The following is a 26426-nucleotide window of genomic DNA, read 5'->3' as shown; positions in this document are numbered from 1 at the left end:
ATAATGAAGTTAAGTAATTGAACCTTGGTTTAACTTACCAGGAAAAATATTACAAAAACAATACTTAATATAAAGAGTAAAAAATTAATTTTTTGTCGAGTTAATAATTTTAATAAAGTATAGAGAATAATACCTCCGCCAATTCCATCAGCAATAGAAGCAGTAAAAGGAATCATCATGATGGTTACCATACAAGGAGCTGTTTCACTTACATCATGCAATTTCATATCAGTGAGATGTTTCATCATACAACAAGCCACATACAAAAGAGCAGGACCTACTGCAAAGTTAGGAATCATTCTTGCCAAAGGTGAGAAAAATAACATGAGAAGAAATCCGATTGCGATGACTATAGCTGTTAGTCCGCCACGTCCACCTGCTTCAATTCCAGCTGCAGACTCAATGTAGGGGGAGGTACTTGCGGAGCCTAATAATCCTGCTACAGCAGAGGCGGCTGCATCAACAGTTAAACAGTTGCTAAGGCGTTTGGAATAATTTTTTTGCTGTTTAAATATGGAAGGGTTTAATAAACCGATCAATGTCCCTGTTGCATCAAACACAGCAATTAAAAAAAAGGTAAATGTGGCTTTTAAGGCGAGAACGGTATTTAAGCCAGAAAAATCGAGCTTTAAAAAAGTGGACCCTATGGAAGGGGGCATGGAAATTAATCCTTGCCAGGTAGATAAACCAAACAATAAGCTCAAGATTGAAATACTGAGAATTCCAAGAATAATTGCACCAGGAATTTGAAAATAATCTAAAATCAGTATGAGTAAAAAACCTAAGAAGAACAAACCGCTTTCTGGTCGACTAATTTCTCCTAGGCGCATTAAATTATGCTGATCCTCAATAATAATTTGATTGTTTTGCAAGGTAATTAATGCAATTAACAAGCTGATTCCTATTAAAATAGCGATTTGTAAATTATGAGGAATAGCCTCGATTAATAGGCGTCTCAAGCTGGTAAGCGACATTAAAAAGAACAAAACACCTGAAAGAAAAACAATGGCTAAAGCGTGTTCCCAAGATATTCCCATACCTTGCACTACCGTGTAAGAAAAGAAGATATTTAATGCCATACCTGGTGCAATGCCGATGGGAGTGTTAGCAAATAATCCTGCAAAAAAACAGGCAAAGGCGGTAATAAGACAGGTAGCTGTAAATACTGCTCCCTGTTCCATTCCGGCATCATGAAGTATGCTTGGATTAATGAACGCGATATATACCATGGTTAGAAAAGTGGTGATCCCCGCAATGATTTCAGTTTTCAGAGTGGTATCTTTAAGAAAATAGGATTTTAACCGTTCCATTGAATTCTATTCTCCTATTTGAAATGGAATTTAAAGAATGTATAACCTTTGGGTTACAGAGAGGCTATCTATCAAACATATCAAAAATTCAATTTAAAGTATCTATATAAATTTAAAATTGTGAACTTACTCACCAAGGTTCCTTATAGATGGGGCACGCGTGAAGAGCTTGGTCAAAAATGGTTTAGCTGTGATGCTGACATCTGAAGAAAACTTATTTCTACAGCAGTTGCTGTAGAAATAGTATCGCTTTTTGCACGACGTCGGGATGAAGTTTTTGATCTTTTACTGTTATATCACTTAACTATTTAGTCTAGGTGTTTAAGTAGAATTAAATAAGCTTTGTCTTCACTGTAATCGGTACGTTTAAATCCCGCTTTTTCATAACAACGAATGGCTTGGTGGTTATGAATTTCTGGATCAACAAGAATAGCGCAAATGCTGTTAGGAAGCTCTGTTATGAACAAATCTAAAATTTGTTTACCTAATCCTTTTCCACGTTGATTACTGGGAGCAATAAAGAGATCGATTCCTGCTATTTTATTGGAATGGTAATCTTGAAACATGCGATGGTTCTTATGCCAGATACCTTCTGGCAGATAATCGTTTAAACAATAATACTGAATAAAGCCAAGTGGAAGAGCATCAATATAGATAATAAAACTCGGTACATTATCTTTGCCTAAAATTCTGGGGAGATATTTTTGTTTGATGTCATCAAATGACCAGGATTGACCTCGAGCATACCATTGTTTGATGGTTGGTTCTTGGAACCAATGATATAAAAGTATAAGGTCACTTTCATTCAATGCTTTAAAGACAAAGGACTTTGATTGATTGATGTAAGTCATTTTAGGATAAGTGTGACTGCGTGTATTTTGTGGTATTTAAAGGAAACTTCATTCGCTGTACTCCTGAAGTTCTTATTTGGGCTCGAATCGTAACTTATTGATTTAATGGTGGCTATGGGTGGACTCGAACCACCGACCTCAGCATTATGAGTGCCGCGCTCTAACCGGCTGAGCTACATAGCCACAAGACGCGTGATTTTGTCTTTTTAAGGGGAAGTTGTCAAGTCTGTTGGCCTATTTTTTTTAATTTTTTATTATAAAAGATGTTTTATATTAAGAATATGATTTTTAACACAGGTATTTTATAAAGTTAAAGTGGAAAATCGAGGTTATTTATTTTGTATTACTTGGGGTTTATTTATAATGATTTATGAATTGAATCAGCGAATCCAGCTTATTTCCCCCAAACTTTTGGATTACTTATACGTATGATTTCCATGTCAAATTTTTCATTTGTGGATTCTAATAACTCTTCTTCACCTGATGTCCAGAATTTGCAAGTACCTTTATTTTTATATGATAGATAAAGCCCTAGCCCAAACACCAGTGTTGTTAAAGCATAAGCGACTGTTTTTAATAATCTCATTCCGTCAGAATCGTTATCCTCAGTAAATGTAGCAATAAAATTTTTATCTTGAATTATATCGGAAAACTGCTTAAGTCTAGTTATTGGATTTACCTTTGGATTTCTTAAAGTTTCTCTTACACTCTGGGCAAGATTGAATTTATCAACGAGTAACCTCAACTCAGATAGATCACTATCACCACCATCTTCTATTATTATTTCTGTAGGTTTTTGAGCGCCGTCTTTATAATTGCTGACGGCATTACCATTAAATTTGTGACTAATAGAGACTCCCACTGGCGAAATAAGATGTATCTTCTTTAGTTTTTTTGCTTGATAAAGTTCAAAGTCATGATCTAGCTTTTTAGTTAATAAATCTAATTTTTCTAAACGTCTATTTCTTTTATTATTTATCTTCGGAGATTGGGTGTTATACCAGTTATCAAACAAGTTGCTATTCATATGGCTTTTTATGGTAGAAGCCAAACGAGGAATAGCCATTAAAACTCTAAGTAGGGGGGTAGAATAGCCGGTTAACAGACAATTTCTTTTACTAAATTCACCTGTTTTTAATACAGATGCTCCAACTATAGCTACTCGAAATGCTTTCAACAAATCAATATTATTGATACTAATAGGCTTGCTGGTTTCTAGTGCCTCATGTAATTGTGTTGAAAATTTTATTACATCTTCCTTTTGACCAACCCAAGAAGAAAACTTATCACGATTTAAAAAAGGGGCCGCAAAAAAATCAGCATTAACATACATAAAGCATATGATAATTTCTAGCTCAGAATTGTTAATCATTGTTCGATATGGTTCACTTGTGAAATCAATGAATTAATTTAATTATATAGAAATTATATTAATTTAATATTAAAGCTTATCAAAAATTGTAAAAATAGAGTATTAAGTGGTAAGTTCCATGTTGTCTATACCCATCATGCGAACACCAATATATTATTTATATTATTACAGGAAGCAAATATAAAATTATCCTGATTTAGGATATCTTTTGATAAAGCTGGGCAGAGTATTAAATTTGAAGCGTATAAGCTTTAATATTTCGAATTTTGTATGGCGTTAGAATTGAGTCCTGAGTACTGCCATGCTTCACCCAGGACTAATTCTTTTGAGACGTTAGATGATCAATAAATACATGGCGCCAGGCCCACGTAATATTTGAACTAACAATTCTTGCTTTTTCTGTTGAGCAATTTGTTGTAATGACTTAACGTCTTTGACCGGTGCTTTATTTGCAGAGATAATAATGTCTCCAGGTCTTAAACCAGCACGCCATCCAGCACTAGTTTCTGAAGCGCCAACGACTTGTACACCAATGACGTTTCCATGAGGTGGTGTTTCTTGCTCAAAGTTTCTTAATGCCAGTCCATAAAGGAAAGGATTTTCTGATTGGAGTTTTTGTTCATGTGATTTAATGTCAGTAACAACTGCATCCAGGGAAATTGTCTTGCCATCACGTTGAACAACCATTTTAACATTTGAACCAACACGTAAGAGACTGATGGTTGTTTTTACCTGAGTCGCTTGCGTGATTTTTGTATTGTTAATTTGGGTAATAATATCACCGGCTTTTAATCCAGCCCGTTCTGCAGGTGAATTTGGATTAACTTGTGATACCAATGCACCTTGGAAATCCTCGGGATATCCTAGAGAATGGGCAAGTTCAGGTGTTAAATGTTGAACAAATATCCCCATTAAGCCCCGATGAATTGAGCCGAATTTAATAATTTGTTGTGCTACATCTTTTGCCATATTAATGGGTATAGCAAAACCGATTCCAACATTACCACCATAGGGAGAAAGAATTGCAGTATTAATTCCAATCAATTCTCCTTTTGTATTAACCAATGCACCGCCCGAGTTACCCGGATTAATTGCTGCATCAGTCTGGATAAAGTTTTCTACTCCCTCAATATTTAAGTCACTGCGTTTTAATGCACTAACAATTCCAAAAGTAGCTGATTGACTGTTACCAAAACTGTTTAAACCGAAAGGATTACCAATAGCAACTACAAAATCACCTACTTGTAATTGATCTGAATCACCAATAGGCAATGATTTTAAGTTTGTAGCGCTAATTTTTAATATAGCTAAGTCTGTTTCACTATCGCTGCCAATCAGCTTGGCTTTTAAACGTCGTCCATCTTGTAATGTAATGGTGACAAGATTCGCGTTGCGAATTACATGATCGTTGGTAATAATGATCCCGTTTTGAGCATCTACGATAACACCAGAGCCTATACTTTCAAATTTACGTCCTTTTTCAGGAGCTGTTTGATTCGGTTGTCTGCTGTTTTGCGCTTCTTCATCATTGCCAGCAGAACCGGGGGAAGTCGCACTAGCAGGTAAATAACCTTGTACTGCTACATTCACAATTGCAGGCATGATGTTTTTTAAGACTGGGGCTAAACTCGGTATGGGAGCGGTAGCTGCTTCGTTGGCCGCATAGGTAAATGAGGCTGTAAAAAGAAGCAGGGTGCTTATAATGAATTTGATATGTTTAATCATATTATTAGTCCTGAGGTTGATCATTAAACCAGATTAAGGTAGCTATTCTACCTGTTTGTGACGTTCTTCGATAGGAATACAACTCATTTTTTAACTCAAAAGTACATAATCCAGACTGATAAACTGTTTTAATGCCCTTGGAGTTTAGAACAATTTCAGCGATTAGCGGCAAATTAGCTAGCCATTTTCCATTAACGGGCCTAAAAGCGTGCGTACTTAAAGGGTACTTATTGGTAAAAGTTTGGTATATTTCTTCGCCTACTTCATAACAATTTTGACAAATTGATGGGCCTATCCACGCCAATACATCGGATGTGGGGCTCATCATTTTAGCAAGTGTATTTTCAATAATACCCTGGGCTAGCCCTTTCCAGCCTGCATGAATTGCTGCAATCTCGGTGCCTTGTAGATTACAAAGCATGATAGGTAGACAATCAGCAGTAAGAATCACTAGAGGGTGTTTCGCGGAGCGAGTTATGGAGGCATCTGCATTTCTGTTTGAGTCTTCTTCTGCAATAACACAATGAGTACTATGAGTTTGAGATAACCATTGAGGCTCGCCGGGAAGATGCAACATTTCTACAAGTTGTTGCCGGTTTTTTAGTACATGTTGCTCATTATCTCCCACACCCAATCCCATATTATTGCTGTCATAAGGAGCCTGGCTATATCCCGATAAACGTGTTGTACTCAAGGCCGTAACATTTTTTGGCGCCGGCCAATTAGCTAAGTTAGTCTTCATAATGCGCGTCCAATGTGTTAAGAAGAAGGTTAAAATCATCAGGCATAGGGGCTTTAAACGTCAACTCATTTTCTGTTTTTGGATGATAAAATGAGAGGGTAGTGGCATGCAGTGCTTGTCTTTTAAAATTTTGGAGTAAAGTACGTAACTGTTCGCTAGCATGAGCCGGGAATCTCATACGTCCGCCATACAAAGGATCACCAACTACAGGGTGATGTATGTAGGCTAGATGGACTCTTATTTGATGAGTTCGCCCGGTCATTAGATTGACATCTAGTAAAGTAAAATCCTGATATTGTTTCTTTACGGAGTAATGGGTTATTGCTTGCCGTCCTTGCTCTTGAACGGCCATTTTTAATCGATTTCTTGGATGCCGTCCAAAGCCAGTATCAATGGTCCCACCCGAAATAATATGGCCCTGTACTAAAGTTACATAATGACGCTGAATTTCGCGAGCTTGCATTTGTCGTATTAACGAGGTGTGCGCAGGTAGCGTTTTTGCTACGACTAATAAACCTGTTGTATCTTTATCTAAACGATGAATAATGCCTGCTCTGGGTAAATGGTGTAAGGATGGTGCATGATGCAGCAACGCATTAACCAATGTATGCTCTTTATTTCCAGCTCCAGGATGAACCACCATATTTTCAGGTTTATTGAGTACTAAAATATCTTCGTCCTCATAAACAATGTTTAAAGGAATTTCTTCAGGGGCACAATGATTGAAATCCTGCTCTGTTAAAGTGAAATCAACATTAATTTCAATCAAATCTCCATCTAAAACTTTGTCTTTGGGTTTACATGGCTTTTGATTGAGTATTATTGTGCCATTTTTGATCCAATTACTGATTTGCGAACGAGAATAGTCGGGAAGTAAATGCGCGAGCACACTGTCAATTCGTTGATTGTGATACTCGCGTGGAACAGTTAATTTTTTATGAATATGTTCTATCATTAAATCGTTTCAGTCTCAACTTCGATGAGACGACCTCGTAATGAGTTAGGCAATGCCTCACTGATTTGAACATCAACAAATTGTCCTATTAAATGCGCTGGACCGTCAAAGTTCACCACTCGATTGCATTCGGTACGACCAGAAAGCTGTTGAGAGTCTTTTTTCGCGTGGCCAGTAACTAATATTTTCTGGATACTTCCAGTCATCGACTGACTGTAACGAGAAGCTTGTAATAGCAGTCTGTTTTGTAATACTTGTAATCTTTGCTTTTTCACTTCGATAGGGGTGTCATCGGGTAAATTTGCAGCAGGGGTACCTGGTCTTGGACTGTAAATGAAACTAAATGAGGTATCGAAACCTATTTCATGAACTAAATCCATCGTGTCTTGGAAATCCTTGTCTGTTTCTCCTGGAAAACCAACAATAATATCCGTAGATAAACGAATATCGGGGCGTACTTTACGCAATTTTCTGATCTTGGATTTAAATTCTAAAGCAGTATAACCTCGTTTCATTAAGCCTAATATGCGGTCTGAACCACTTTGTACCGGTAGATGTAGATGATTTGCCAATTCAGGGACTTCGGCATAGGCATTAATTAAATTATCTGAGAATGCTAAAGGATGTGATGTTGTAAAACGAATTCTACCTATTCCTTCTATGGCCGCAAGATAATGAATTAAAAGCGCCAGGTCAGCGATATCCCCATTTTCCATTACACCACGATAATCGTTAACATTTTGCCCTAATAAATTGATTTCTCTAACGCCTTGAGCTGCTAATTGATAACATTCAGCAAGCACATCATCAAAAGGACGACTGATTTCTGTGCCACGAGTATAGGGTACAACACAGAAGCTACAGTATTTGCTGCAACCTTCCATAATTGAGACAAATGCTGTTGGGCCTTCTGCTCTTGGTGCTGGTAGATGGTCAAATTTTTCAATTTCTGGAAAACTGATATCAACTACCGGTTTCTTCTTTTCCGCTCGTTCATTGAGCAATGCAGGAAGCCGGTGTAATGTTTGTGGGCCAAAAACGATATCGACAAAAGGGGCTCTTTTAATGATGTCTTCGCCTTCTTGACTGGCAACGCAGCCACCAACGCCAATTACTACATGAGGGTTTTTGGCTTTATATTCACGCCATTGGCCTAACTGAGAAAAAACTTTCTCTTGTGCTTTTTCACGAATAGAGCATGTATTGAGCAATATTACATCTGCTTCTTCAACGTTTTCCGTTTTGACTAAGCCATGCGATTGCAACAAAACTTCTGCCATTTTAGTTGAATCGTACTCATTCATCTGGCAGCCGTTGGTTTTGATGTATAATTTTTTAGCCATATCCAAATCTACTTTAAAAATGTTTAGTCCGAGTGAGGGTAACAGGGGAACCCGGGTTCCGCTTTTCTGCACCCAGGCGACTATATCCCAGGAAGTGTCGTATTATTTCATTAATGTACACTTTGGCAATAAGTTTCTTTAATTTTTGGTAAAATAATTAAGGCAATAAGCATTCCTATTGGAATAATAGCAAGTCCAGTATGGTAAGCTGCTAATGGATATACTCGAACATTTCCATTCAGCTCTCCTTTCCACATTCTGTCAAGTATGAAACCAATAAGTGGTTGTGCTAATGCAATGCCTATCATATTCATCATGTTCATAAAACTTAAACCTGTAGCGACAGATTTTTTATTGCATAATTCTTTAGCTACAGTAAATGCAGGTAAAAAGCCTGCGGAAAAGATTCCGAATGCAAACAATAAAATTTCCATATATATTTCGTTACTAATGGGAGCAAAAATAAAAATCGTGGAACAGATAAGTGCCCCAACACATCCTATGTACATAGGTGGTTTGCGTAGACCAATACGGTTTGAAAACATTCCCCATAAGGGGCTGGCAATTGCCCAACCGATGAAAACTAAAGAAATATAATTAGCAGCGGTTGTCTTGGTGATCGCCATTTTGGTCATCAGGAAAGGAACACCCCACAGCCCACAAAAAACAGGGGTTGCCATATACATTAGACCACCATAGCAAGCGACTAACCAAAGTTGTTTGTTTTTTATTAGTGTTAATAAACTGGGTATTATGCGGTCCTCTTCAACTGAATGATGAGGTATTTCCTGATCTTCAGGAGTATCTTTAGCAATAACAACAAGCAGGACTGCAAGAACAAGACCGGTGGTTCCCATAATGAGCATGCTGTTACGCCAGCCAAAGTTATCAATTAGTAATGCTAAAGGTGCTTCACCACCAATGGCTCCTAACATTCCCAACGTAACCATGAGACCAGTAAGGAAGGCAAAACGTTGTGCTGGAAACCAATTTGCAGCGAGTTTCATAGTCCCTACAGCGGCAAAAGCCGAACCAAAGCCTATCATCAATCGAGCTACGCAGGCCATAAAAAAGTTATCGGTCATTCCAAATGCGATGGTACTCACAGCGCAAACAACGGTGGCTAGAGTTAACAATCGTTGCGGGCCAAAATAGTCCATTAACACGCCACCAGGTAATTGCATTACTGCATAAGAATAGAAATAGATACCAGATAGAATTCCTAATGTTTGGCTAGTAACTGAGAAATCCCTCATTAGCTCGTTACTCATAACACTGGGGGACACTTGTAAAAGGCATTCATAAAAATAAAATAAACAACCCAAGCCCCATACCATCCAAGGCATTATTGATTGCATCCTGAAATTAGCTACTGATTCGGACTGTGTATTGTAATATGTCATGCTTTTATAACTCTCCAAACTCATCTATATGGAATTGATTATTTATAAACTACTTCAGTCTTCAAGTAAGGACTTAGTATTATCCTGCCCAGTCATCTGTGGCATTTTTCAATCGCAAAAAGATGCTCGTATTTAGTCTTCTCGACACGCGCCTTCTTCCTGACTTTAGCGCACTCTAAAATTTCACTTTGTGAGTATGCGAAGTATGTATTTTGAATAAAACTGGGAAATGCTCCATAGGGTTATGTTGCTAAAACCCTACATCACTTGTAATGCAGTTTTTTTAAATCGCAAAATCAACGGCCAACGTTATCACACAAACGTATAAATTTCACCATATAAAATATTAACAGATTGTATATTAATTGTCTATTGTTCATTTGAGTAATCAGCAGGATCTATGACTACGCGAGTACCTTTCATGCCATCACCCGGCAAGTCAATAAATTCTTCATTAAGCCAGCGGGCATCCTCAATAAACATCCTGACACAACCGTGACTTGCTCTGTATCCGGGGACTTCATAGCTGCCATGCAGTGCATAGCCTCTGAAAAAATGCATGCAATAAGGCATCAGAGCGCCACCATCGTTACCATCTGCTCGTCTAGGGAATACAGTGGAAACACAATCTATATCTTGTTTGCGAATTATACGAAAAGAACCCGTTGGTGTGCTACAACCCCCAATAACACCGGTACATTTTCCTATTCCTGATGAAATAGGCCCCCACCAGAGTAGTTCACCGTCTTGATCATATGCAGCCCATGCTAATTTTTTCTGACTTACATAAATTGTCTTTTCTCCTTCGGAGTCAATATATCTTGGAAAGGGTGAAACATCATAGATTGTCAAGCGATCGATATTTTTGGGGACTGCAATAGTCATTCCTGGGCGTAATGAGACGTTCATGCGATTAATTCGTCGCACCATGTCTCGTTCTTCAGCATTAGGAAACAACTTATCCCAACTTTCGCCATTTTTAACTTTCATACAAAAATAATCTGGTGAATTACATAACGTTTCACCATATCGCGTATAGGCGAGAGTAAGCTGACTCACTGTTAATAAAAAAATAGAGACTATCATTGATATCATAAGTTTCATAAATGATCTCAATTTAAGCTGTTGTACTCTCTATAGCGACATTTTAAAAAATAACTTTAAAATTATATATGTTCTATATTATCAGCTTAATTAATATATTATTTTATAACTTATTGCTTGGTTAAAGAGTCGTTTTGTTATGCATCTATAACCTGAGTTTTCATAACTCATGAGTATGGTTTGCCTAGGTTACTGTGCTAAATACACTAATTAAAAAAGAGCTAATGCCTTTGTCTGAGTGACGAGATGATTAATGGGCTAAACAATTAAAAAAATTTAGATTAAATACGATTAGAGCTCGCTTTTACAGGGAAGCAACATAAAAATCAATATATATGATAGCCTGTAATCATAGAGATACTTCCTAATTTTCTGATTAACATGTTGAAAAAATTATGGCTAGTAATTTTAAAATTAGCATACGGACTAGTATTATTGTCTTATTCATCTTTTTGTTAAGTCTGGTGGGCTTTACTATCATTGGTATTAATTATCTCGCGTTCAATAAAGTTCTCAACAATAGTGCAAAAGATTTAATTGCAAAAACATCGTTGCTTGTTAAAGAACGATTTCATGTCTATTTAGACCCCTTAAACCATAGTTTAATCGAAATACGGGATGCGATTGGTAATGATATTATTGACCCAGATAATCAGAAATTATTCGGGCAATTCCTTTTTGAAACAATCCGATACAACCCCGAAATGTTTATGATTCATTATGGTGCAGCAAATGGTGATTTTTTTAATATAAATAGAGAAGGAAAAATAGGACTTCAATTAATCCACATAGTCAATTCTAAACCCCCTTTTGTTAATATTCATTATGAGTTGGATAAACAAGGGAAAATAGTTAAAAAAGAATCGATTTCTGGTCGCTATGATCCAAGAAGTCGTCCTTGGTACCAGGAAGTTGTACAAAATGGAAAACCTATATGGACCAACGCATATAAATTTTATCTGTTCGGTAAAAAGCCTGGTGTCACTGTTGCTGCTCCAATATACGATAAAAATAAGAAGCTAAAGGGCGTTGTTGCAATTGCTCTAACAATCAATGGGCTGCAACAATTTATCAACGAACTGGAATTGACGAAAAACACAATGATTTATGTCATTAATAATAATTCAAATATCATCGCTTTTCGTGATCCCCGACGTCACGAGGACATTCGGGGAAAAAAATTAGATCCTGATTTGATTAAAAGGCTTGAAATTCCATTTGATTTACTAAGAGCTAATAATTTCCGTCCAATAAGAAACTCTTATGTGTACGAACACCAAAGATATTTTTATTCATACCAACCGATATTCAATAAATCAGGGGCTGGACCTTGGCATATTATCATTATCACCCCTGAACATGATGCGATTGCACCGCTTAAAGATTTAAGTAAAGGCTATATCCTATTAACTCTCTTCGTTTTATTTAGTGGAGTAATGTTAGTACGTATCATCTCACAGCGAATATCGACTCCTATCATTCAATTAGCTGAAGAAGCAAAAAAAATCAGAATGTTCAATCTTAGTCCAAGGCCGTTGCTAAAAACCATGATTAAAGAAGTGAGCTATTTGGATAGGGCGTTATCTACGTTACGCTCAAGTTTAACCTCTTTTCAGCGTTATGTTCCTCGCTCTTTAGTCAAAAAATTAGTGCGGACTAGAAAAATCGCCGAGGTTGGCGGCCAAAATCAAATAATTACCATTTTATTTTCTGATATCCAGAATTTTGCAACAATTTCAGAATCAACTTCTCCTCAAAAACTGATGACTTATTTATCTGATTATTTTCAGTCTATGACTGAAGTATTGATTCAGCATGAAGGTACACTTGATAAATATATTGGCGATGCAGTCATGGCTATTTGGAATGCTCCTGTAAAAGATGAACAGCACGCATTTCATGCATGTGAAACTGCCAGAGTGATGCAAGAGCGAATTAAAGAATTAAATCAAAAGCATAAGAAAGAGGGGTTTCCTGAATTTAACATCAGAATTGGTATTCACACCGGTGAGGCTATTATTGGTAATGTAGGTTCTGAAGATAGACTTAGTTATACGGCCTTAGGTGATTCAGTCAATTTAGCAAGCCGCTTAGAATCAATCAATAAAAATTATTATACTCAAATTATTGTGAGCCACGATACCTTCACCCACGTATCTGAAAAATTCCCTTTTCGCTTATTAGATAAGGTTGCTGTACGAGGTAAACGGGAAAGTATTGCAATTTATGAGCTAATCACTGCCCAAGATCTTGAGCACCTTAGGCAACACAGAGTAGAATTTACGGAAGCATTTTCCCTATATCAAAAAGGTTGTTGGGATGAAAGTTTCAAAGCTTTTATGACGCTTACTCCTGCCTACCCCGGAGATCAATTGGCTTCAGTATATATTGAACGCTGTCGAATTTTAGAAAACACGTCACCGGCTCATTGGGATGGCGTTTGGCGCGATGAACATAATTGAGGAAACATTTTTATGTCGTTCATTTTGCGAGAGTTTTTCGATGCCGCTAGAATCAACTAGCGGCAGTTAAAATTACTATACCCAAGAAACACAAAATTCATCCATAGCTTGCATAACTTATATGAGCGGATGATATGATGTTGATGCAAGATTGGGATCGTAAAAGTCGAAATGAAATGATGATATGCATTTTTGATGGTTAAAGCCAAACTCTTTTGAAACAATAACTATCAAGTTCGAGCAATTGACAAGCAACAATGCCTTCGGGACGTTTTTGAGCAATTAACTCCTGATGAAAAATCAAAAGAATTAAACCAAGCTGGGTTCGTTAGACAATATAGAAAATTTAGCCTTGAAAACAATGCAAGTTTATTCAAGGCGTTCACTTCAACATGTTTCTCGGTAGATTTTAGGCCAATAATATCAGGATGAAGTTGTCGCATCAGATTCTGGATAGCTGGGAGAAACTTTTTGCCAAGCTTCATGCACTTGCGCAAGTAATGCATTGGACTGTGCTAACAGTTCTTTGTCATTATTAAGATTGGCCTTTAACAGCAAATATTCAATATGCATATATATTTGCAGTAAGTTCTCTGCGATTTCTCCACCTTGTTCATGATTTAAACTGGTTTTTAAACCTTCAATAATACTTAGTGCTTTGCTAATATGTTCTCCCTTCTCTTGAATTTCACTTCGATCTATATTGCCTTGGGCTGTCGCAATATGAGTTCGCGCCCCTTGTAATAACAAATCAATTAATTCATGGGGTGAGGCTGCATCAATACGAGTTCTTAACTCAATGGTCTTATATTGATTTATAACTTGTTGATAAGAATTTTTCATCAATAATGCTCCAATCATTTGGTTTTGAATTTGGGTAGATTCGACAAAATTTGGGTAAGCGTATTGCTGGTGTTTTGCATCTGTGAAATTAAGAGATCTACGGCATTCCATTGTCTATAATATCTTTTTTCAAGAGTGATGCTGCGTTCGTTTATTCGTTCTTGCATTTCGTCTAATTGTGCTGCTTGAGTATTTAAACGATCTATTCTTTCAGCAATTTCGCCATCTTCATCTACCAAAGACTCTAAATAACCATCAATTAATGAGGCTAATCCATCACTGACAATAATTTGCCCTCTATTTCCAACGAGTCCAGAAATTACATCAATCGATAATGTATTGAAGTCCCCAGTACCATTTAGGGTTATTCCATCAGTTGAGATGGCTAAAATTCCTCCAATACTACCAGCCATACTCACTCCAGGAGTATATTCGTTTAAAATAACATCATATGCTCCTGCAGCAACTTCAGTATCAACTGAATTAATTTTAATATTTGGATCGGTGGCAGATATGTTTTTTGCGAATAAGTTGCTGATATCTTGATAATTGTTATTAATCGCATCATCAAATATTTCGGGATCAATTTCTAATAAACCGTGTTTATCACTGGTAATTCCTAAGTCGGCAAGGCTTTTAATTGAGCCAACAGTAGTTAATGGGTTAGTGGCTAGGTTATATAAGTTTGTTTTTAATGCTCTCAACTTATCGTCGCCTTGCAAAACACCTCTTTTTCTAGTTTCCATGTCGAAACCAGTTAAGCTAGAGATGAAATTAATAAAATCATTATATTTTTTGACGAAATCATTAATTAAACCTTTTAGATGTTCTACATCCTTTTTCACTGTTAAGGTGACTGTTGTTGCGGGATCGGCCTGTTGTAAGTCGAGAGTAATTCCAGTAATTGCATTTTTAAATTGATTATTACTTTCACTTAGAAGCAAGCCATTAATTTGCACCTGACTGTTTTGAGCAGCCATAGTTTGAGTTAATGAGGCATTACTTGTTGTGGGATCATAATTTAAAGCAGTTAAACTTCCCGTAATTTGCATTGCATATTTTTCACCTGTTTGAGATGAGGTGAGGGTCAATCTTGAACCTATGCTGTCTTGTACAATTGATGCTGTAACCCCAGCATTTGCTGCATTGATGGCATCACAAACAGCAGTAAGACTGTCATTTCCAGAATTGATGTTAATTGTTACAGGAGAAACCTCAGTATTTTGTGTAAACGTTGAATTATTATTGCTGTATGTACCAAAATTTATAGTGATGCTACCACTGCCTATTGAAGAACTGTTATTAGTGACATAGTTACTTACAAGGCTTTGTGCCTGGGCCAATTGGTTCACTTTGATTTGATATAGGCCTTCAATTGCTTGTCCTGTAAGAGAGGCAGAAACATATCCTGTTTCGCTAAGTAAGCAATTCATTTTATTAAATTCACTGGCATGAGATAGGGTATCGAGTGTTGTTTGAAAGCTGGACATGGCACTTTTTAGTTGCCCAAAAGCAGACAATTCTGTAGTGACGGAATTAAGTTTTTTATCATGTCGCAATTGAAGAGGCATGAGATCGGCTTTCACCATGCTTTCGACCATTGCAGTAATATCCAAACCTGACCCAATGCCTGGAGTTGATAGGCCCATAATATTCCCTTATTTGTTCACGTAATTTCATTGAAATTACGTTTTATCCATAAATTGCATTAAACATGTTTGTCTATAGAACCACTAATTATCCCATCAAGCAAGTTTAGCAAATGCAAATACTCGTCGGAGGGTATTTTGCGGATTACTTTGTCTGAGATTTTATCGGTGACTATAGTTTGCAAAAGGCCTGTGGCATGATCTATGGCTTGCTTTGTATCTATATCTAGATTCAGATCTGATGTGGCACATTTGGTCACAGGTTTAATGTTTTTATCATTTAGTCTGACTGAATCTGTTTGTAGCAATTTATTATTTGCTGGAGGTATCGATTCCATAGTCATTTTATAACTCCTTTCCCTTGATTGGTACCCTTAATCATTGGGATATAAATAAGCCGAAAAGCGGCAAGCGCCGCATTTCGGTTTTTACCTTTAACAACTATCCTAACAAGGAAAGAACAGATTGTGGCATTGCATTAGCTTGGGCCAACATTGCTGTTCCTGCTTGTTGCAGGATTTGGTTCTTAGTTAAACTTGCCATTTCTGCTGCATAATCAGTATCTTGAATACGGCTGCGTGCAGCAGACATATTATCAGACACGTTTTGCAAGTTTGCTACCGTAGCATCAAGTCGGTTTTGTAAAGCACCTAAGGCAGCTCGGTTACTGGTAACACTATCTAAAGCAGCACTAATTCTTAGTATAGCTTGTTCTGCACCAGATTGAGTTGTTAGGTCGATGCTATTAACCCCATTGGTATCCAGACTGATTGTGCTTGATAAACCGACATCAGCCACAGTACCACCCAAAGTAATAGTTTGAGCCGCACTCATAGTAAGTTTTCCACGTAGGGTAGCAGCAAATGAGCCTGCTGCGACTGTGAGTCCATCAGTACCTGCAGTAAAACCAGTACCGCTTTCAGTTACTGCAATATTGCGTCCATCAGCCGCAGTTAAAGACATGCTACCGCCATTTAGTGAGGCTACAACTCCAGTTTGACTACTTACTGCGTTAATTGCATCCATCAGGTTGGTATTGGTCATTGCAGTGGACACGTCCTGGTTGGTAAATATATCAACACCATTAATGTTTAGGTTATAAGTATCCCCAGCGGTTCCTCCTATTGCTCCAACTGTTGCACTACCACTAGTTGATGCAGTTACAGTTAAACCAGGAATACCAGCTGCATTAATCGCTGCCGCTTTGGCATATGCAGATGAGCTGTCTTGACCAGTTGCAGTTCCTACATAGTTTGCAGAAGAGCTAATGCTGACTGCTGAGCTACTACCAAGAGCAACAGTAATATCAGAAGCAGCATTGCCAGATACAGTGCTTCCTTGTTGATAAGCAATGCTACCTATTGTTGAAGATGCAATACTGTTTATGGAAAATGAAAGGGTTTCACCAGCATTTGAGCCAATTTGAAGAGAGGCATTGGTATAAGCACCATTCAAAATGCTTTGACCATTAAATTGAGTACTTAAAGCGATATGATCCATTTCACTTAGCAGATTATTTGCTTCATTTTGTAACGATTGACGGTTTGCTTGGCTGTAGGTTCCGTTTGAAGATTGGAGTGCCAACTCTCTCATGCGTTGTAAAAGATTCGTTGATTCTTGCATTGCACCCTCAGCAACCTGTGCCAGTGAAATACCATCATTAGCATTTTTTACAGCTTGGTCCATACCGCGAATTTGCGATGTCATACCTGTTGCAATTGCTAACCCCGCAGCATCATCTTTAGCACTATTAATTTTTAGACCAGATGATAATCTTTGAATCGCAGTAGCCATAGCGTTACTTGATTTAGACAAGTTACGTTGAGCAACTAGCGACGGTACGTTGGTATTTATAATTTGAGCCATAGTTATAGTCTCCTCAGACCTAAATCCCTGGTTTGGGACATTTGTAAATTGGTAAATTCCATTTTTAATGGCGAATTTACCGTACGCATAAAAGTTATCGGATGAACTGCGAAAAACTTTAGGTTTGTGCATGCTTTTTTTGAAAAAATGAGAGGATTTTTTCATTAAAATGAAAGTGTTGTATTTTTTGCGCAATTTGTTTTTTAATGTGAGTTAACCTGGATTTAGCATTGCTATTGCCTAAAATGAAAAAAAGCATTGTTAGGAATTTAGCCTGGGGTGTAGCGTAGCGAAACCGGGGGCTGAACTTCGATAAAGTGTGCCATCTCGGGTTTCGAGAAAAATCTCGATCCGATTCAATGTGCATTTAAGAAAATTTTTTTCTGTGTATAATACTATGATTTTATAATCTTAGGTTCCAATTATGAGTTGGTTTAAAAAACTATTGCCTTCACGAGTCAGTACCGACTCTTCCCAAAAAAAGGGAGTTCCCGAAGGTTTATGGCTGAAGTGTTCAGGTTGTAATGAAGTTCTTTATAGTACAGAATTAGAACGAAATTTAATGGTTTGTCCATCCTGTAACTTTCACCATAGAATATCTGCACGAGTACGAATTAAGCAATTTCTCGATGAGGGTGTCCAGGAGGAAATTGCTGCATCACTAGAGCCCCAAGATCGCTTAAAGTTTAGAGACTCCAAAAAATATAAAGACAGAATCGTACAAGCTCAAAAGGCAACTGGCGAGAAAGAAGCTCTGATCATTGTAAAAGGTACTTTATTGCAGCAACCTGTAGTCGTTGGATCCTTTGAGTTTAATTTTATGGGTGGTTCCATGGGCGCTACTGTTGGAGAGAAATTTGTTCGTGCAATTCAAGTAGCGACAAAAGAACAAAGACCTTATATTTGTTTTACTGCCAGCGGTGGCGCACGTATGCAAGAAGGACTTTTTTCCTTAATGCAAATGGCTAAGACGTCAGCTGCTCTTGCCCAATTTGCTGAAATCGGTTTGCCTTTTATAGTGGTTTTGACTGATCCGACTATGGGAGGGGTTTCTGCCAGTTTTGCAAGTCTTGGTGATGTGATTATTGCTGAGCCTAATGCGCTAATTGGCTTTGCTGGTCCAAGAGTTATTGAGCAAACTGTAAGACAAACCTTACCCGAGGGATTTCAACGGAGTGAGTTCTTGTTAGAACATGGCCATATTGACATGATTCTTGAACGAAAAGATATCCGTCCAGTTGTTGCTGAGTTGATATCTAAATTGACGCGCAAGGGTGCAGGGGATTCAGTTGCCAAAGCAGCATCGTATTAAACCGCACACGACACTTGATGCAGAGAGCGAAGTGCAAAGAAACACGGAGCACGGAACCGAATTATGCGCGAGGACACATGAGAATCTGAGCACTATATCGATGGGGCCATCTTCATCTAATGCAGTGCCTCAAAAAAGATCTGTTGATGAGTGGCTACATGACTTGGAGACTAGAACTACTCATGAAATACAGCTAGGCTTAACACGAATTATGGAAGTTGCAAAACAATTATCTCTGCACCTCCCAGATTGCCCGGTTATTACTGTAGGGGGTACTAATGGAAAAGGCTCCACAGTAACTGCCCTTGAAACAATTTATCATGTCTCTGGATATAAAGTAGGCGCTTATACGTCACCACATCTTATTCAGTTTAACGAACGGATTCGTGTCAATTTAACTCCTATTTCTGATGAGGACTTGTGCCAGGCTTTTAGTATTATTGAAGAAGTTCGAGGAGAAACCATATTAACTTATTTTGAAATGACTACCTTGGCAGCATTGTGGTATTTCAAAAAAATGAAATTGGACATCATTATTCTTGAAGTGGGGCTGGGTGGTCGTTTAGATGCTACTAACATCGTTGATGCAGAAGTATCCATCATTACTACCATAGATTTTGACCATCAGGATTACCTGGGCAATACGCTTGAGGCTATTGGTTATGAGAAAGCGGGCATCCTTCGTGCCGGTAAACCGTTCATTTACGCGGATGTTCATCCACCCACGTCAGTCACTGATACAGCAAAACAACTTGTTGTTCCAGGTTATTTTTGGGGACAAGAGTTTTCTATTCAAGAGCAAGATTTTACCTGGAGTATCCATTACAACAATCAACTGAAGCTTTCTTCAATTTATGGGCTACCAAAACCTTCAATTCAGCTAAAATCTGCGGCTGCTGCAATTACTGCATGTCTTTTACTGGCACATAATTTTCCAGTGACGCATGACCATTTTCAAATTGCTATGCAACGTGTTTTTATTCCTGCTCGCTTGCAATTGCATGAAGATGCAGTGAGTACTTTATTTGATGTATCTCATAATCCTCAATCGGCAAAATTGCTCGCAAATACGTTACGTACGATGAAAAAAGCAAAAGTTCATGCTGTATTTTCAGCATTGAAGGATAAAGATATTTTAGGGCTGATTATGCCGTTAAAGGATTGTATTGATCATTGGTATCCGGCACAATTGCATAACAAACGCGCTGCCAGTGAGGATTTATTGCTCACATTATTTAAGAATGCAGAAATTCCTGTGGAAATTTGTTATAATAGCCCGCTTACGGCTTTTGAAACAGCGTTGAAACAAGCTAAACCTGGTGACTTAATTGTTGTTTATGGGTCTTTTTTTACTGTGAGTCATGTAATGGCTAATAGGAGATTCAATGAAATTAGTAATTGATGAGAAGCTAAAACATCGTTTGGTTGGTGTGGCTGTTGTTTTATCATTAGGGGCAATTTTTCTGCCCGCAATGATGAAAAAATCAAGTCAGCGCCTTGAAAATAATTTCAGTGTAAATGTTCAGTTACCTCCTAAACCAACTAGCCCTAATGTAGTGATGACTGATGAAAAGGAACTGTTTGAAACTATAAAAGTGGCGAAGGTTGAAATTCCTCCTGCTGCGGAGCATAAAGGATCTGATCTTGGTAAAGAAGACTTCATTCAATCCATTCAAGTAGCAGATGATGCAGCTGTTTCTGTTGCTAAAGCAGCGTCCGCACCAAAGGTCGATGAAGTAGCTAAACCAATTGAGTTAGCTTTAAGTAATGCAGCTAAAAATGTTGTTAAAAAACAAATAAATGTAGCAACTGTATCTAAACCAGCAAAACCAGTTAAACCAGTTAAACCAGTTAGACAGGCTGCAAAAGTAAACGTCGTAACGGCTAAAAAAACGACAGTTGCTCAAGCAAATAATAGAGGTACTTTGCGTAAACAAAGTATTTATGCTGTTCAATTGGCTTCTTTTTCACGATTGGCTAATGCTCAAGCTTTGGTAAGTAAATTACGTAGTAAGGGATATAAGGCAAATTACGTTAAAACAACAGGAAGTCAAGGTTCGATTTATAAAGTTTATGCCGGACACTCACCTGTTAAAAATGATGTAATGAAATTAAAACTTCAATTAGCAAGTGCCATGCAATTGAATGGTTTCATTGTCAATACCGGAGTTAGCTAATGATGCAATTTCAATGGGTTGATATAATTTTAATAATCGTTATTGGTTTATCCACTATTACCGGCTTATTAAGAGGGTTCATTAAAGAGTTTATTGCCCTAGGAGTATGGATCTTAGCTGTTTGGGCCGGGTACAATTATTCAAGCAGTCTGAATCCTTGGCTGCAACCTTATATACAAGATCAATCAGTTCTTTCAATAATTGGTTTTATTGGTGTTGTGCTTGGCGTTTTAATCGCTGGTGGTATTGCTAATGCAATACTAGGTCTGTTTTTAAGGGGAAGTGGTTTAGGTGCTATGGACAAAGTTTTAGGTGGTGGTTTTGGCTTTGCTCGAGGTGTTTTTATTCTTTCGCTTATTTTCGCCGTGCTCAGTATGACTTCTATTCCTTATCAGCAATATGTTCAAAGTTCTAGAGTTTATAATCAGCTTTTACCTGTTATAAGTTGGGTTTCTGGATATTTGCCTGGACTAATTAATAAAGCAAAACAGACGGTATCGGTTAACGAGTCCTTTAAACTTATCGATATAATTCCTGAGACTTGATGTATTCATAGATTGTATAGGGGAGCTTGTTTTTAACATCAGCTCCCTTTTTTATATCTTCCCGAATAGATGTAGAAGAAATTTCATAATGCCCCGCATCAAATAGATAAACATTTCCTGCCTGTGCACTCAGGAGTTCGCTTTTACTTTTGCTTTGATGTTTTTTCAAAAATTTTTGCATGATCTCAGGGGTAGGTTGATCAGCAAACTCACCCCTATTGATGACTAACAAATTAGCCAGCGTAATGATTTTCTCCCATTGATACCAATGAGGTAATGATAGAAATGCATCATAGCCGATAATTAATGTAATTGATGCACTAGGATACTCCAACCTGAAACTCTGCAAGGTTTCAACCATATAAGATGGGGTATCACGCTCTATCTCGCGCAAATCAAGTTTAAAGTCCGCTACATCTTTTATTGCCAGTTTTACCATCTCTACTCTTTGGGCATTATTAGCTAGGGATGGTGGTTTTATAGTTGGTATTTTGCAAGGAAGAAAAATATAGGAATCAAATTTAAAATAGTGCTGTATGTTGATGCTTGTTTGCAAGTGGCCATTGTGTATTGGATCAAATGTGCCACCAAAAATAGCTATGCTATACATGTATCACCTATCAATTTGCCTAAACAAAGTGAAAGAGTCGTGTTTTCAAGGGAGTTCCATACCTGAGCAAGGTGGTTGCTCGATTTAATTCGTTCATCGATCAAACAGCAGTATCTATGAAGCTGTTGTAACATGGTTTTATTAAGTCGATTGCAACATGCCTTATAGAGATTGATGCGTTGAGGCCAAATTTTTAATTGGCTGCAAGCACTTTGAATATCAATATTTTGTTCTATTAAATAAGACAGCTGCATGATTAATCTTATTTCTTGACTAAGTAACCATAAGACTAAAGTTGCTTCTGTTTTATTATTGGCGGCATGCCTTAAAATCTGAATTGCTTTATCACCTTGGCCAAGCAAGCATGCATCTACTAATTCGAACAAATCATGGTCACATTGATCAGATAAGTGTTCCAGTACATGTTGAGTCTCAATTTTGCAATTAGGAATACTGGACAAGGCAATTTTTTCAATGACCTGTGAACAGGCCAACATATTTCCCTGAGTGTATTGCTCAATTAAATCGGGAACCAGGGGATCATAATTCATGGAATTTTTCTTTAACTGCACGGCTATCCAGCTTTTTACTGCTTCTGATTTAAGCGGGTAAGCCATGATAAGCACGACATGTTCGTGAGAAGATAACCATTGCAATTGTTTTGCCGGTACATTCGGCGCCCTAATAGTGATAAAGCACCGCGAATTAATCGAGTTGAGATATTCAGTTAAAATTTTCTTTCCAGTAGCATCTATTGATTTCTTATCATAAAAAATATTTAAAAATACAATATCCGAAAATAAAGAATAACTGTTTGCCTCTTCTTTTACTCCATTCCAATCTTCTGCTGACTGAATGGATATAATTTTTTCATCATAATTATAATTTTTTTTAATGGCAGATTTTATGGTAGCTAAAGAATCTTCCATCAAATAAATATCTTGCCCGATAATCATATAGAGCGGTGCAATTTTTTTTTGTATTTGCTGGGCAAGCATTTGTTGTTTGATTTGCATGATAATTTTAACTTGAGTATGTAAATGGGTACATATAGCTTTTTTTCTTTACTCAAGCCACTCCCTTCTTAGCTAAGTGGGGGGATGTAGATGGCTCAGTCGATAAATTATTTGTGTTACTGCATCTTGCTTCATTTCACCAATTAAAATACTTTCTTCATCTTTAGAACCTAAAATTCGGTCGTTATTCAGAGTAAGTTCTCTAGAAACATATATTTTTTCTGGAGTATCTGCAATTTGACCTGAGCGAGCTTTCAATACGAATGCTACAGTCAATGTTATAGTATACTGTCTAGGATTTGTGCTTGCACCAATACTGATTATTTGTTGATTTAAACTCACTTCGTCAATTATAAGCCAATACTTGGCTTGAGAGGGATCAGGATTTACATCAATTTTGGAACCCTCAAGTCGGGATTGCAATATCGAGACAAATTGTTTGTCATTATTTTCAGAAATAATGGCTACATTATTAAGCCAATTGGGTATATTACTCATGCCGCGTAGATGAAAACCACAAGAAGATAGCAACAACAGCATTAGCAAAGGTACCATGCACCGTAACGTTGCAAATTGATATTGTGGCTGTCCCGCTGGCTGTCCGTGAAGCCGGTGCGGAACATTAGACATCTCAGAGTAATTGGATCTCATTAGCTAACAACCAAGTTAATTAATTGCCTGTGTGCAACAACGATAGCTTTTTTGACTGTTTTATCAGTCAGAAAATCTTTTACATGTTCTTTTGCTGTAGCAACTAATACTTCTTCTGCTGCATCTACACTAGCGGTAAATTGAGCTCGCAGTTTTCCATTAACTTGAACTACGTAATCTACTTCATCTGTTTTTAGCGCACCTTTATCTACTCTTGGCCAATTAGCATCAATAATTGCTTTTTCAAAACCTAATTGTTGCCATATATGATGTGTTATATGAGGTGTTATAGGAGCCAGCAATCGCAACAGTATACTCATGCTGGAATGAATAAAGAACTTATCATCTTCAGTTTCTATGGAGTAGCTGGATAGTTCATTAAATAGCTTCATACAGCCTGAAACAACAGTATTGAATTGATTACGATCATAATCATGAGTTGCTTGTGCAAGAATTTGATGCACAACATGGCGCGATTTCTTTAACCGGCTTTCAGCTTGCTGCCAGTTAACATGTCCATTGCCACTTAGAATGATATCATTGACTTCAATAAACATATTTTGATACTGATAGGCAAAAGTCCAAATTCGTTTTAGAAAACGATGCGCACCTTCTACAGCAGCATCTGACCATTCAAGCGATTGTTCTGGGGGGGCGGCAAACATAACGAATAAACGTGCCGTATCCGCACCATAGGTATCAATCAAATGGTTGGGATCGACGACATTACCCACAGATTTAGACATTTTATGACCATCCTTTAAAACCATACCTTGAGTTAACAGGGCCTTGAATGGTTCATCTGAATTGACTAAGCCTTCATCTCGCATTAATTTGTGGAAAAAACGGGCATAAAGTAAATGCATCACTGCATGTTCAATACCACCAACATATTGATCTACAGGAGTCCAATATTTTGCCCTATCATCAAGCATGGCATTTTCCTGGCCTTTACAAGCAAAACGCGCATAATACCAAGAAGACTCAATAAACGTATCAAAAGTATCTGTTTCACGAGAGGCATCTTGACCGCACTTGGGGCAACTTACATTTACGAATTCTGGGCATTGTGCAAGTGGTGAACCTGTACCAGTAAATGTGACATTTTCCGGTAAAACCACTGGAAGATCTTCATCTGGAACTGGAACAGTACCGCATTGTTCGCATAAAATCATGGGAATAGGGGTACCCCAGTATCTTTGTCTTGATACACCCCAATCACGCAATCTATAGTTGATTGTTGCTTTTCCTGTATCATGTTCCTCAAGAAAAGCAGTTATGGTCTCTACTGCCTGAGAAGAGCTTAATCCATCAAATTGACCAGAATGAATCAACGTACCTTCACCAGTGTAGGCAGATTTGCTGAGATCATGTTTTATTCCATTTGTAGGCTTTATGACTTCTTTTATAGGCAATTGATATTTTTGTGCAAATTCCCAATCTCTTTGATCATGTGCTGGAACTGACATGACAGCGCCAGAACCATATTGCATCAGTACAAAATTTGCTACCCATATTGGTAGTTCTTCACCGGTTATGGGATGGATTGCAGTCATACCTGTGTCCACACCTCGTTTTTCCATGGTAGCAAGTTCTGCTTCAGCCATTTTAGTGCCTTGACAGCTATCGATGAATTCTTTGACTTCCTTACGAGTACTTGCTGCTTCTTTGGCGATAGGGTGATCCGTTGCGACTGCAAGATATGTTGCACCCATTAACGTATCAGGACGAGTAGTATAGATTTTTAAGCGCTTAGGATAATTATTAACATTAAAATGAATTTCTGTCCCAGTGGAGCGACCTATCCAATTGCGCTGCATTTGTTTTACTTGTGCAGGCCATTCATCCAATGTATCAAGCGAGCTGAGTAGTTCATCAGCATAAGCTGTAATTTTAATAAACCATTGTGAAATTTCTTTTCGCTCGACAAGTGCGCCAGATCGCCAACCGCGTCCATCAACAACTTGTTCATTCGCCAAAACGGTTTGATCTACTGGATCCCAATTGACGACAGCATTTTTCTTGTAAACTAAACCTTTTTCAAACAGGCGTATAAAAAACCATTGTTCCCATCGATAATATTCAGGTGTGCAAGTACAAATTTCACGTCGCCAATCATAAGCATTGCCAAGACGTAAAAATTGTTTTTTCATGGACTCTATGTTTTTTTTAGTCCATTCAGCAGGAGGGATCCCATTTTTGATGGCTGCATTTTCAGCAGGTAAACCAAATGCATCCCATCCTATCGGTTGCAGAACATTTTTTCCTAAAGCACGTTGATAACGAGCAATAACGTCGCCAATAGTGTAGTTGCGAACATGCCCCATGTGTAATGTTCCACTCGGGTAGGGGAACATGGATAAGCAATAAAATTTTTCTCTGTTTAAATCTTCTGAAACATTAAATGATTGTTTTTTATGCCAATATTGTTGAGCTTGTTCCTCAACTTCTTGTGGTATATAGGTATTATCCATAGTCCGATTTTTTAAG

The 26426-nt window shown here is 37.6% G+C and carries 22 protein-coding genes and 1 tRNA gene; 5 read left to right on the top strand and 18 right to left on the bottom strand.

Annotated features, from left to right (window positions below; all coding sequences use genetic code 11):
- Positions 1-29: 29 nt before the first annotated feature.
- The 10 genes from BW930_RS00525 to BW930_RS00480 form a co-directional block, all read right to left on the bottom strand.
- Positions 30-1310, bottom strand: a complete 1281-nt coding sequence (locus tag BW930_RS00525; protein ID WP_058467948.1) for an NCS2 family permease — start codon at positions 1308-1310, stop codon at positions 30-32.
- A 308-nt stretch (positions 1311-1618) separates the two neighbouring features.
- Positions 1619-2161 (bottom strand): GNAT family N-acetyltransferase, encoded by a 543-nt coding sequence (locus BW930_RS00520; protein ID WP_172461579.1) that lies wholly within the window; start codon positions 2159-2161, stop codon positions 1619-1621.
- Between the two features lie 106 nt (positions 2162-2267).
- Positions 2268-2344 (bottom strand) — tRNA-Met (locus BW930_RS00515).
- A 211-nt stretch (positions 2345-2555) separates the two neighbouring features.
- On the bottom strand, positions 2556-3533 hold the full coding sequence (locus BW930_RS00510) for a hypothetical protein (RefSeq protein WP_058467949.1): 978 nt from the start codon (positions 3531-3533) through the stop codon (positions 2556-2558).
- 333 nt (positions 3534-3866) lie between these two features.
- Positions 3867-5258, bottom strand: a complete 1392-nt coding sequence (locus BW930_RS00505; RefSeq protein WP_058467950.1) for a Do family serine endopeptidase — start codon at positions 5256-5258, stop codon at positions 3867-3869.
- A 4-nt stretch (positions 5259-5262) separates the two neighbouring features.
- Positions 5263-6000 carry a peptidoglycan editing factor PgeF gene (gene pgeF / locus BW930_RS00500; protein WP_058467951.1) on the bottom strand — a complete coding sequence of 246 codons (738 nt, stop codon included), beginning with the start codon at positions 5998-6000 and terminating at the stop codon, positions 5263-5265.
- Positions 5990-6955 (bottom strand): 23S rRNA pseudouridine(1911/1915/1917) synthase RluD, encoded by a 966-nt coding sequence (rluD, locus tag BW930_RS00495; RefSeq protein ID WP_058467952.1) that lies wholly within the window; start codon positions 6953-6955, stop codon positions 5990-5992. Before rluD ends, pgeF begins: the two co-directional genes overlap by 11 nt.
- Complete coding sequence (miaB, locus tag BW930_RS00490; protein WP_058468052.1) at positions 6955-8298, bottom strand: tRNA (N6-isopentenyl adenosine(37)-C2)-methylthiotransferase MiaB; 1344 nt, start codon at positions 8296-8298, stop codon at positions 6955-6957. The genes rluD and miaB overlap by 1 nt, the downstream gene beginning before the upstream one ends.
- 110 nt (positions 8299-8408) lie before the next feature.
- On the bottom strand, positions 8409-9701 hold the full coding sequence (locus BW930_RS00485; RefSeq protein ID WP_058467953.1) for an MFS transporter: 1293 nt from the start codon (positions 9699-9701) through the stop codon (positions 8409-8411).
- 369 nt (positions 9702-10070) lie between these two features.
- On the bottom strand, positions 10071-10796 hold the full coding sequence (locus BW930_RS00480; protein ID WP_165481611.1) for a L,D-transpeptidase: 726 nt from the start codon (positions 10794-10796) through the stop codon (positions 10071-10073).
- A gap of 404 nt (positions 10797-11200) precedes the next feature.
- Here BW930_RS00480 and BW930_RS00475 point away from each other — a divergent pair, with 404 nt between their 5' ends.
- A complete protein-coding gene (locus BW930_RS00475) occupies positions 11201-13267 on the top strand; it encodes an adenylate/guanylate cyclase domain-containing protein (protein WP_058467954.1) in 2067 nt (688 codons plus the stop codon).
- A gap of 423 nt (positions 13268-13690) precedes the next feature.
- Here the strand turns inward: BW930_RS00475 and fliS are convergent, their stop codons facing one another.
- From fliS to BW930_RS00455, 4 genes are all read right to left on the bottom strand, one after another.
- A complete protein-coding gene (gene fliS / locus BW930_RS00470; RefSeq protein ID WP_058467955.1) occupies positions 13691-14110 on the bottom strand; it encodes a flagellar export chaperone FliS in 420 nt (139 codons plus the stop codon).
- Between the two features lie 14 nt (positions 14111-14124).
- Positions 14125-15759, bottom strand: coding sequence for a flagellar filament capping protein FliD (fliD, locus tag BW930_RS00465; RefSeq protein WP_058467956.1), 1635 nt, complete (start codon positions 15757-15759; stop codon positions 14125-14127).
- A 59-nt stretch (positions 15760-15818) separates the two neighbouring features.
- Positions 15819-16103 (bottom strand): flagellar protein FlaG, encoded by a 285-nt coding sequence (locus BW930_RS00460; RefSeq protein WP_058467957.1) that lies wholly within the window; start codon positions 16101-16103, stop codon positions 15819-15821.
- Between the two features lie 97 nt (positions 16104-16200).
- Positions 16201-17625, bottom strand: a complete 1425-nt coding sequence (locus BW930_RS00455; RefSeq protein ID WP_058467958.1) for a flagellin N-terminal helical domain-containing protein — start codon at positions 17623-17625, stop codon at positions 16201-16203.
- Between the two features lie 424 nt (positions 17626-18049).
- On the opposite strand from BW930_RS00455, the gene accD reads away from it, so the two are divergent.
- The 4 genes from accD (at position 18050) to BW930_RS00435 (ending at position 21659) form a co-directional block, all read left to right on the top strand.
- Positions 18050-18937 (top strand): acetyl-CoA carboxylase, carboxyltransferase subunit beta, encoded by an 888-nt coding sequence (gene accD, locus BW930_RS00450; RefSeq protein WP_058467959.1) that lies wholly within the window; start codon positions 18050-18052, stop codon positions 18935-18937.
- 100 nt (positions 18938-19037) lie between these two features.
- Complete coding sequence (gene folC / locus BW930_RS00445) at positions 19038-20339, top strand: bifunctional tetrahydrofolate synthase/dihydrofolate synthase (RefSeq protein WP_172461614.1); 1302 nt, start codon at positions 19038-19040, stop codon at positions 20337-20339.
- Positions 20323-21114, top strand: a complete 792-nt coding sequence (locus BW930_RS00440; RefSeq protein WP_058467960.1) for an SPOR domain-containing protein — start codon at positions 20323-20325, stop codon at positions 21112-21114. The genes folC and BW930_RS00440 overlap by 17 nt, the downstream gene beginning before the upstream one ends.
- A 2-nt stretch (positions 21115-21116) precedes the next feature.
- Entirely contained in the window at positions 21117-21659 is a 543-nt protein-coding gene (locus BW930_RS00435; protein WP_058468055.1) for a CvpA family protein, read from the top strand.
- Here the strand turns inward: BW930_RS00435 and nadD are convergent.
- From nadD to leuS, 4 genes are all read right to left on the bottom strand, one after another.
- On the bottom strand, positions 21634-22269 hold the full coding sequence (gene nadD, locus BW930_RS00430) for a nicotinate-nucleotide adenylyltransferase (protein ID WP_058467961.1): 636 nt from the start codon (positions 22267-22269) through the stop codon (positions 21634-21636). The genes BW930_RS00435 and nadD overlap by 26 nt on opposite strands.
- Positions 22257-23285 carry a DNA polymerase III subunit delta gene (gene holA, locus BW930_RS00425; protein ID WP_058467962.1) on the bottom strand — a complete coding sequence of 343 codons (1029 nt, stop codon included), beginning with the start codon at positions 23283-23285 and terminating at the stop codon, positions 22257-22259. The genes nadD and holA overlap by 13 nt, the downstream gene beginning before the upstream one ends.
- 72 nt (positions 23286-23357) lie before the next feature.
- Positions 23358-23936 (bottom strand): LPS-assembly lipoprotein LptE, encoded by a 579-nt coding sequence (locus BW930_RS00420; RefSeq protein ID WP_058467963.1) that lies wholly within the window; start codon positions 23934-23936, stop codon positions 23358-23360.
- Positions 23936-26410 (bottom strand): leucine--tRNA ligase, encoded by a 2475-nt coding sequence (gene leuS / locus BW930_RS00415; RefSeq protein WP_058467964.1) that lies wholly within the window; start codon positions 26408-26410, stop codon positions 23936-23938. The genes BW930_RS00420 and leuS overlap by 1 nt, the downstream gene beginning before the upstream one ends.
- Between the last annotated feature and the right edge of the window lie 16 nt (positions 26411-26426).

Origin of the sequence: Fluoribacter gormanii (assembly GCF_900156395.1) — a bacterium.
In the GTDB taxonomy this organism is placed as follows: domain Bacteria; phylum Pseudomonadota; class Gammaproteobacteria; order Legionellales; family Legionellaceae; genus Legionella; species Legionella gormanii.
This window is presented reverse-complemented; position numbering and strand designations above follow the sequence as displayed.

What these genes read in the sequence shown, in the direction of transcription:
- BW930_RS00525 (WP_058467948.1), bottom strand. Translation starts at nt 1,310, where the DNA reads ATGGAACGGTTAAAATCCTATTTTCTTAAAGATACCACTCTGAAAACT.
- BW930_RS00520 (WP_172461579.1), bottom strand. Translation starts at nt 2,161, where the DNA reads ATGACTTACATCAATCAATCAAAGTCCTTTGTCTTTAAAGCATTGAAT.
- BW930_RS00510 (WP_058467949.1), bottom strand. Translation starts at nt 3,533, where the DNA reads ATGATTAACAATTCTGAGCTAGAAATTATCATATGCTTTATGTATGTT.
- BW930_RS00505 (WP_058467950.1), bottom strand. Translation starts at nt 5,258, where the DNA reads ATGATTAAACATATCAAATTCATTATAAGCACCCTGCTTCTTTTTACA.
- pgeF (WP_058467951.1), bottom strand. Translation starts at nt 6,000, where the DNA reads ATGAAGACTAACTTAGCTAATTGGCCGGCGCCAAAAAATGTTACGGCC.
- rluD (WP_058467952.1), bottom strand. Translation starts at nt 6,955, where the DNA reads ATGATAGAACATATTCATAAAAAATTAACTGTTCCACGCGAGTATCAC.
- miaB (WP_058468052.1), bottom strand. Translation starts at nt 8,298, where the DNA reads ATGGCTAAAAAATTATACATCAAAACCAACGGCTGCCAGATGAATGAG.
- BW930_RS00485 (WP_058467953.1), bottom strand. Translation starts at nt 9,701, where the DNA reads ATGACATATTACAATACACAGTCCGAATCAGTAGCTAATTTCAGGATG.
- BW930_RS00480 (WP_165481611.1), bottom strand. Translation starts at nt 10,796, where the DNA reads ATGATATCAATGATAGTCTCTATTTTTTTATTAACAGTGAGTCAGCTT.
- BW930_RS00475 (WP_058467954.1), top strand. Translation starts at nt 11,201, where the DNA reads ATGGCTAGTAATTTTAAAATTAGCATACGGACTAGTATTATTGTCTTA.
- fliS (WP_058467955.1), bottom strand. Translation starts at nt 14,110, where the DNA reads ATGAAAAATTCTTATCAACAAGTTATAAATCAATATAAGACCATTGAG.
- fliD (WP_058467956.1), bottom strand. Translation starts at nt 15,759, where the DNA reads ATGGGCCTATCAACTCCAGGCATTGGGTCAGGTTTGGATATTACTGCA.
- BW930_RS00460 (WP_058467957.1), bottom strand. Translation starts at nt 16,103, where the DNA reads ATGACTATGGAATCGATACCTCCAGCAAATAATAAATTGCTACAAACA.
- BW930_RS00455 (WP_058467958.1), bottom strand. Translation starts at nt 17,625, where the DNA reads ATGGCTCAAATTATAAATACCAACGTACCGTCGCTAGTTGCTCAACGT.
- accD (WP_058467959.1), top strand. Translation starts at nt 18,050, where the DNA reads ATGAGTTGGTTTAAAAAACTATTGCCTTCACGAGTCAGTACCGACTCT.
- folC (WP_172461614.1), top strand. Translation starts at nt 19,038, where the DNA reads ATGGGGCCATCTTCATCTAATGCAGTGCCTCAAAAAAGATCTGTTGAT.
- BW930_RS00440 (WP_058467960.1), top strand. Translation starts at nt 20,323, where the DNA reads ATGAAATTAGTAATTGATGAGAAGCTAAAACATCGTTTGGTTGGTGTG.
- BW930_RS00435 (WP_058468055.1), top strand. Translation starts at nt 21,117, where the DNA reads ATGCAATTTCAATGGGTTGATATAATTTTAATAATCGTTATTGGTTTA.
- nadD (WP_058467961.1), bottom strand. Translation starts at nt 22,269, where the DNA reads ATGTATAGCATAGCTATTTTTGGTGGCACATTTGATCCAATACACAAT.
- holA (WP_058467962.1), bottom strand. Translation starts at nt 23,285, where the DNA reads ATGCAAATCAAACAACAAATGCTTGCCCAGCAAATACAAAAAAAAATT.
- BW930_RS00420 (WP_058467963.1), bottom strand. Translation starts at nt 23,936, where the DNA reads ATGAGATCCAATTACTCTGAGATGTCTAATGTTCCGCACCGGCTTCAC.
- leuS (WP_058467964.1), bottom strand. Translation starts at nt 26,410, where the DNA reads ATGGATAATACCTATATACCACAAGAAGTTGAGGAACAAGCTCAACAA.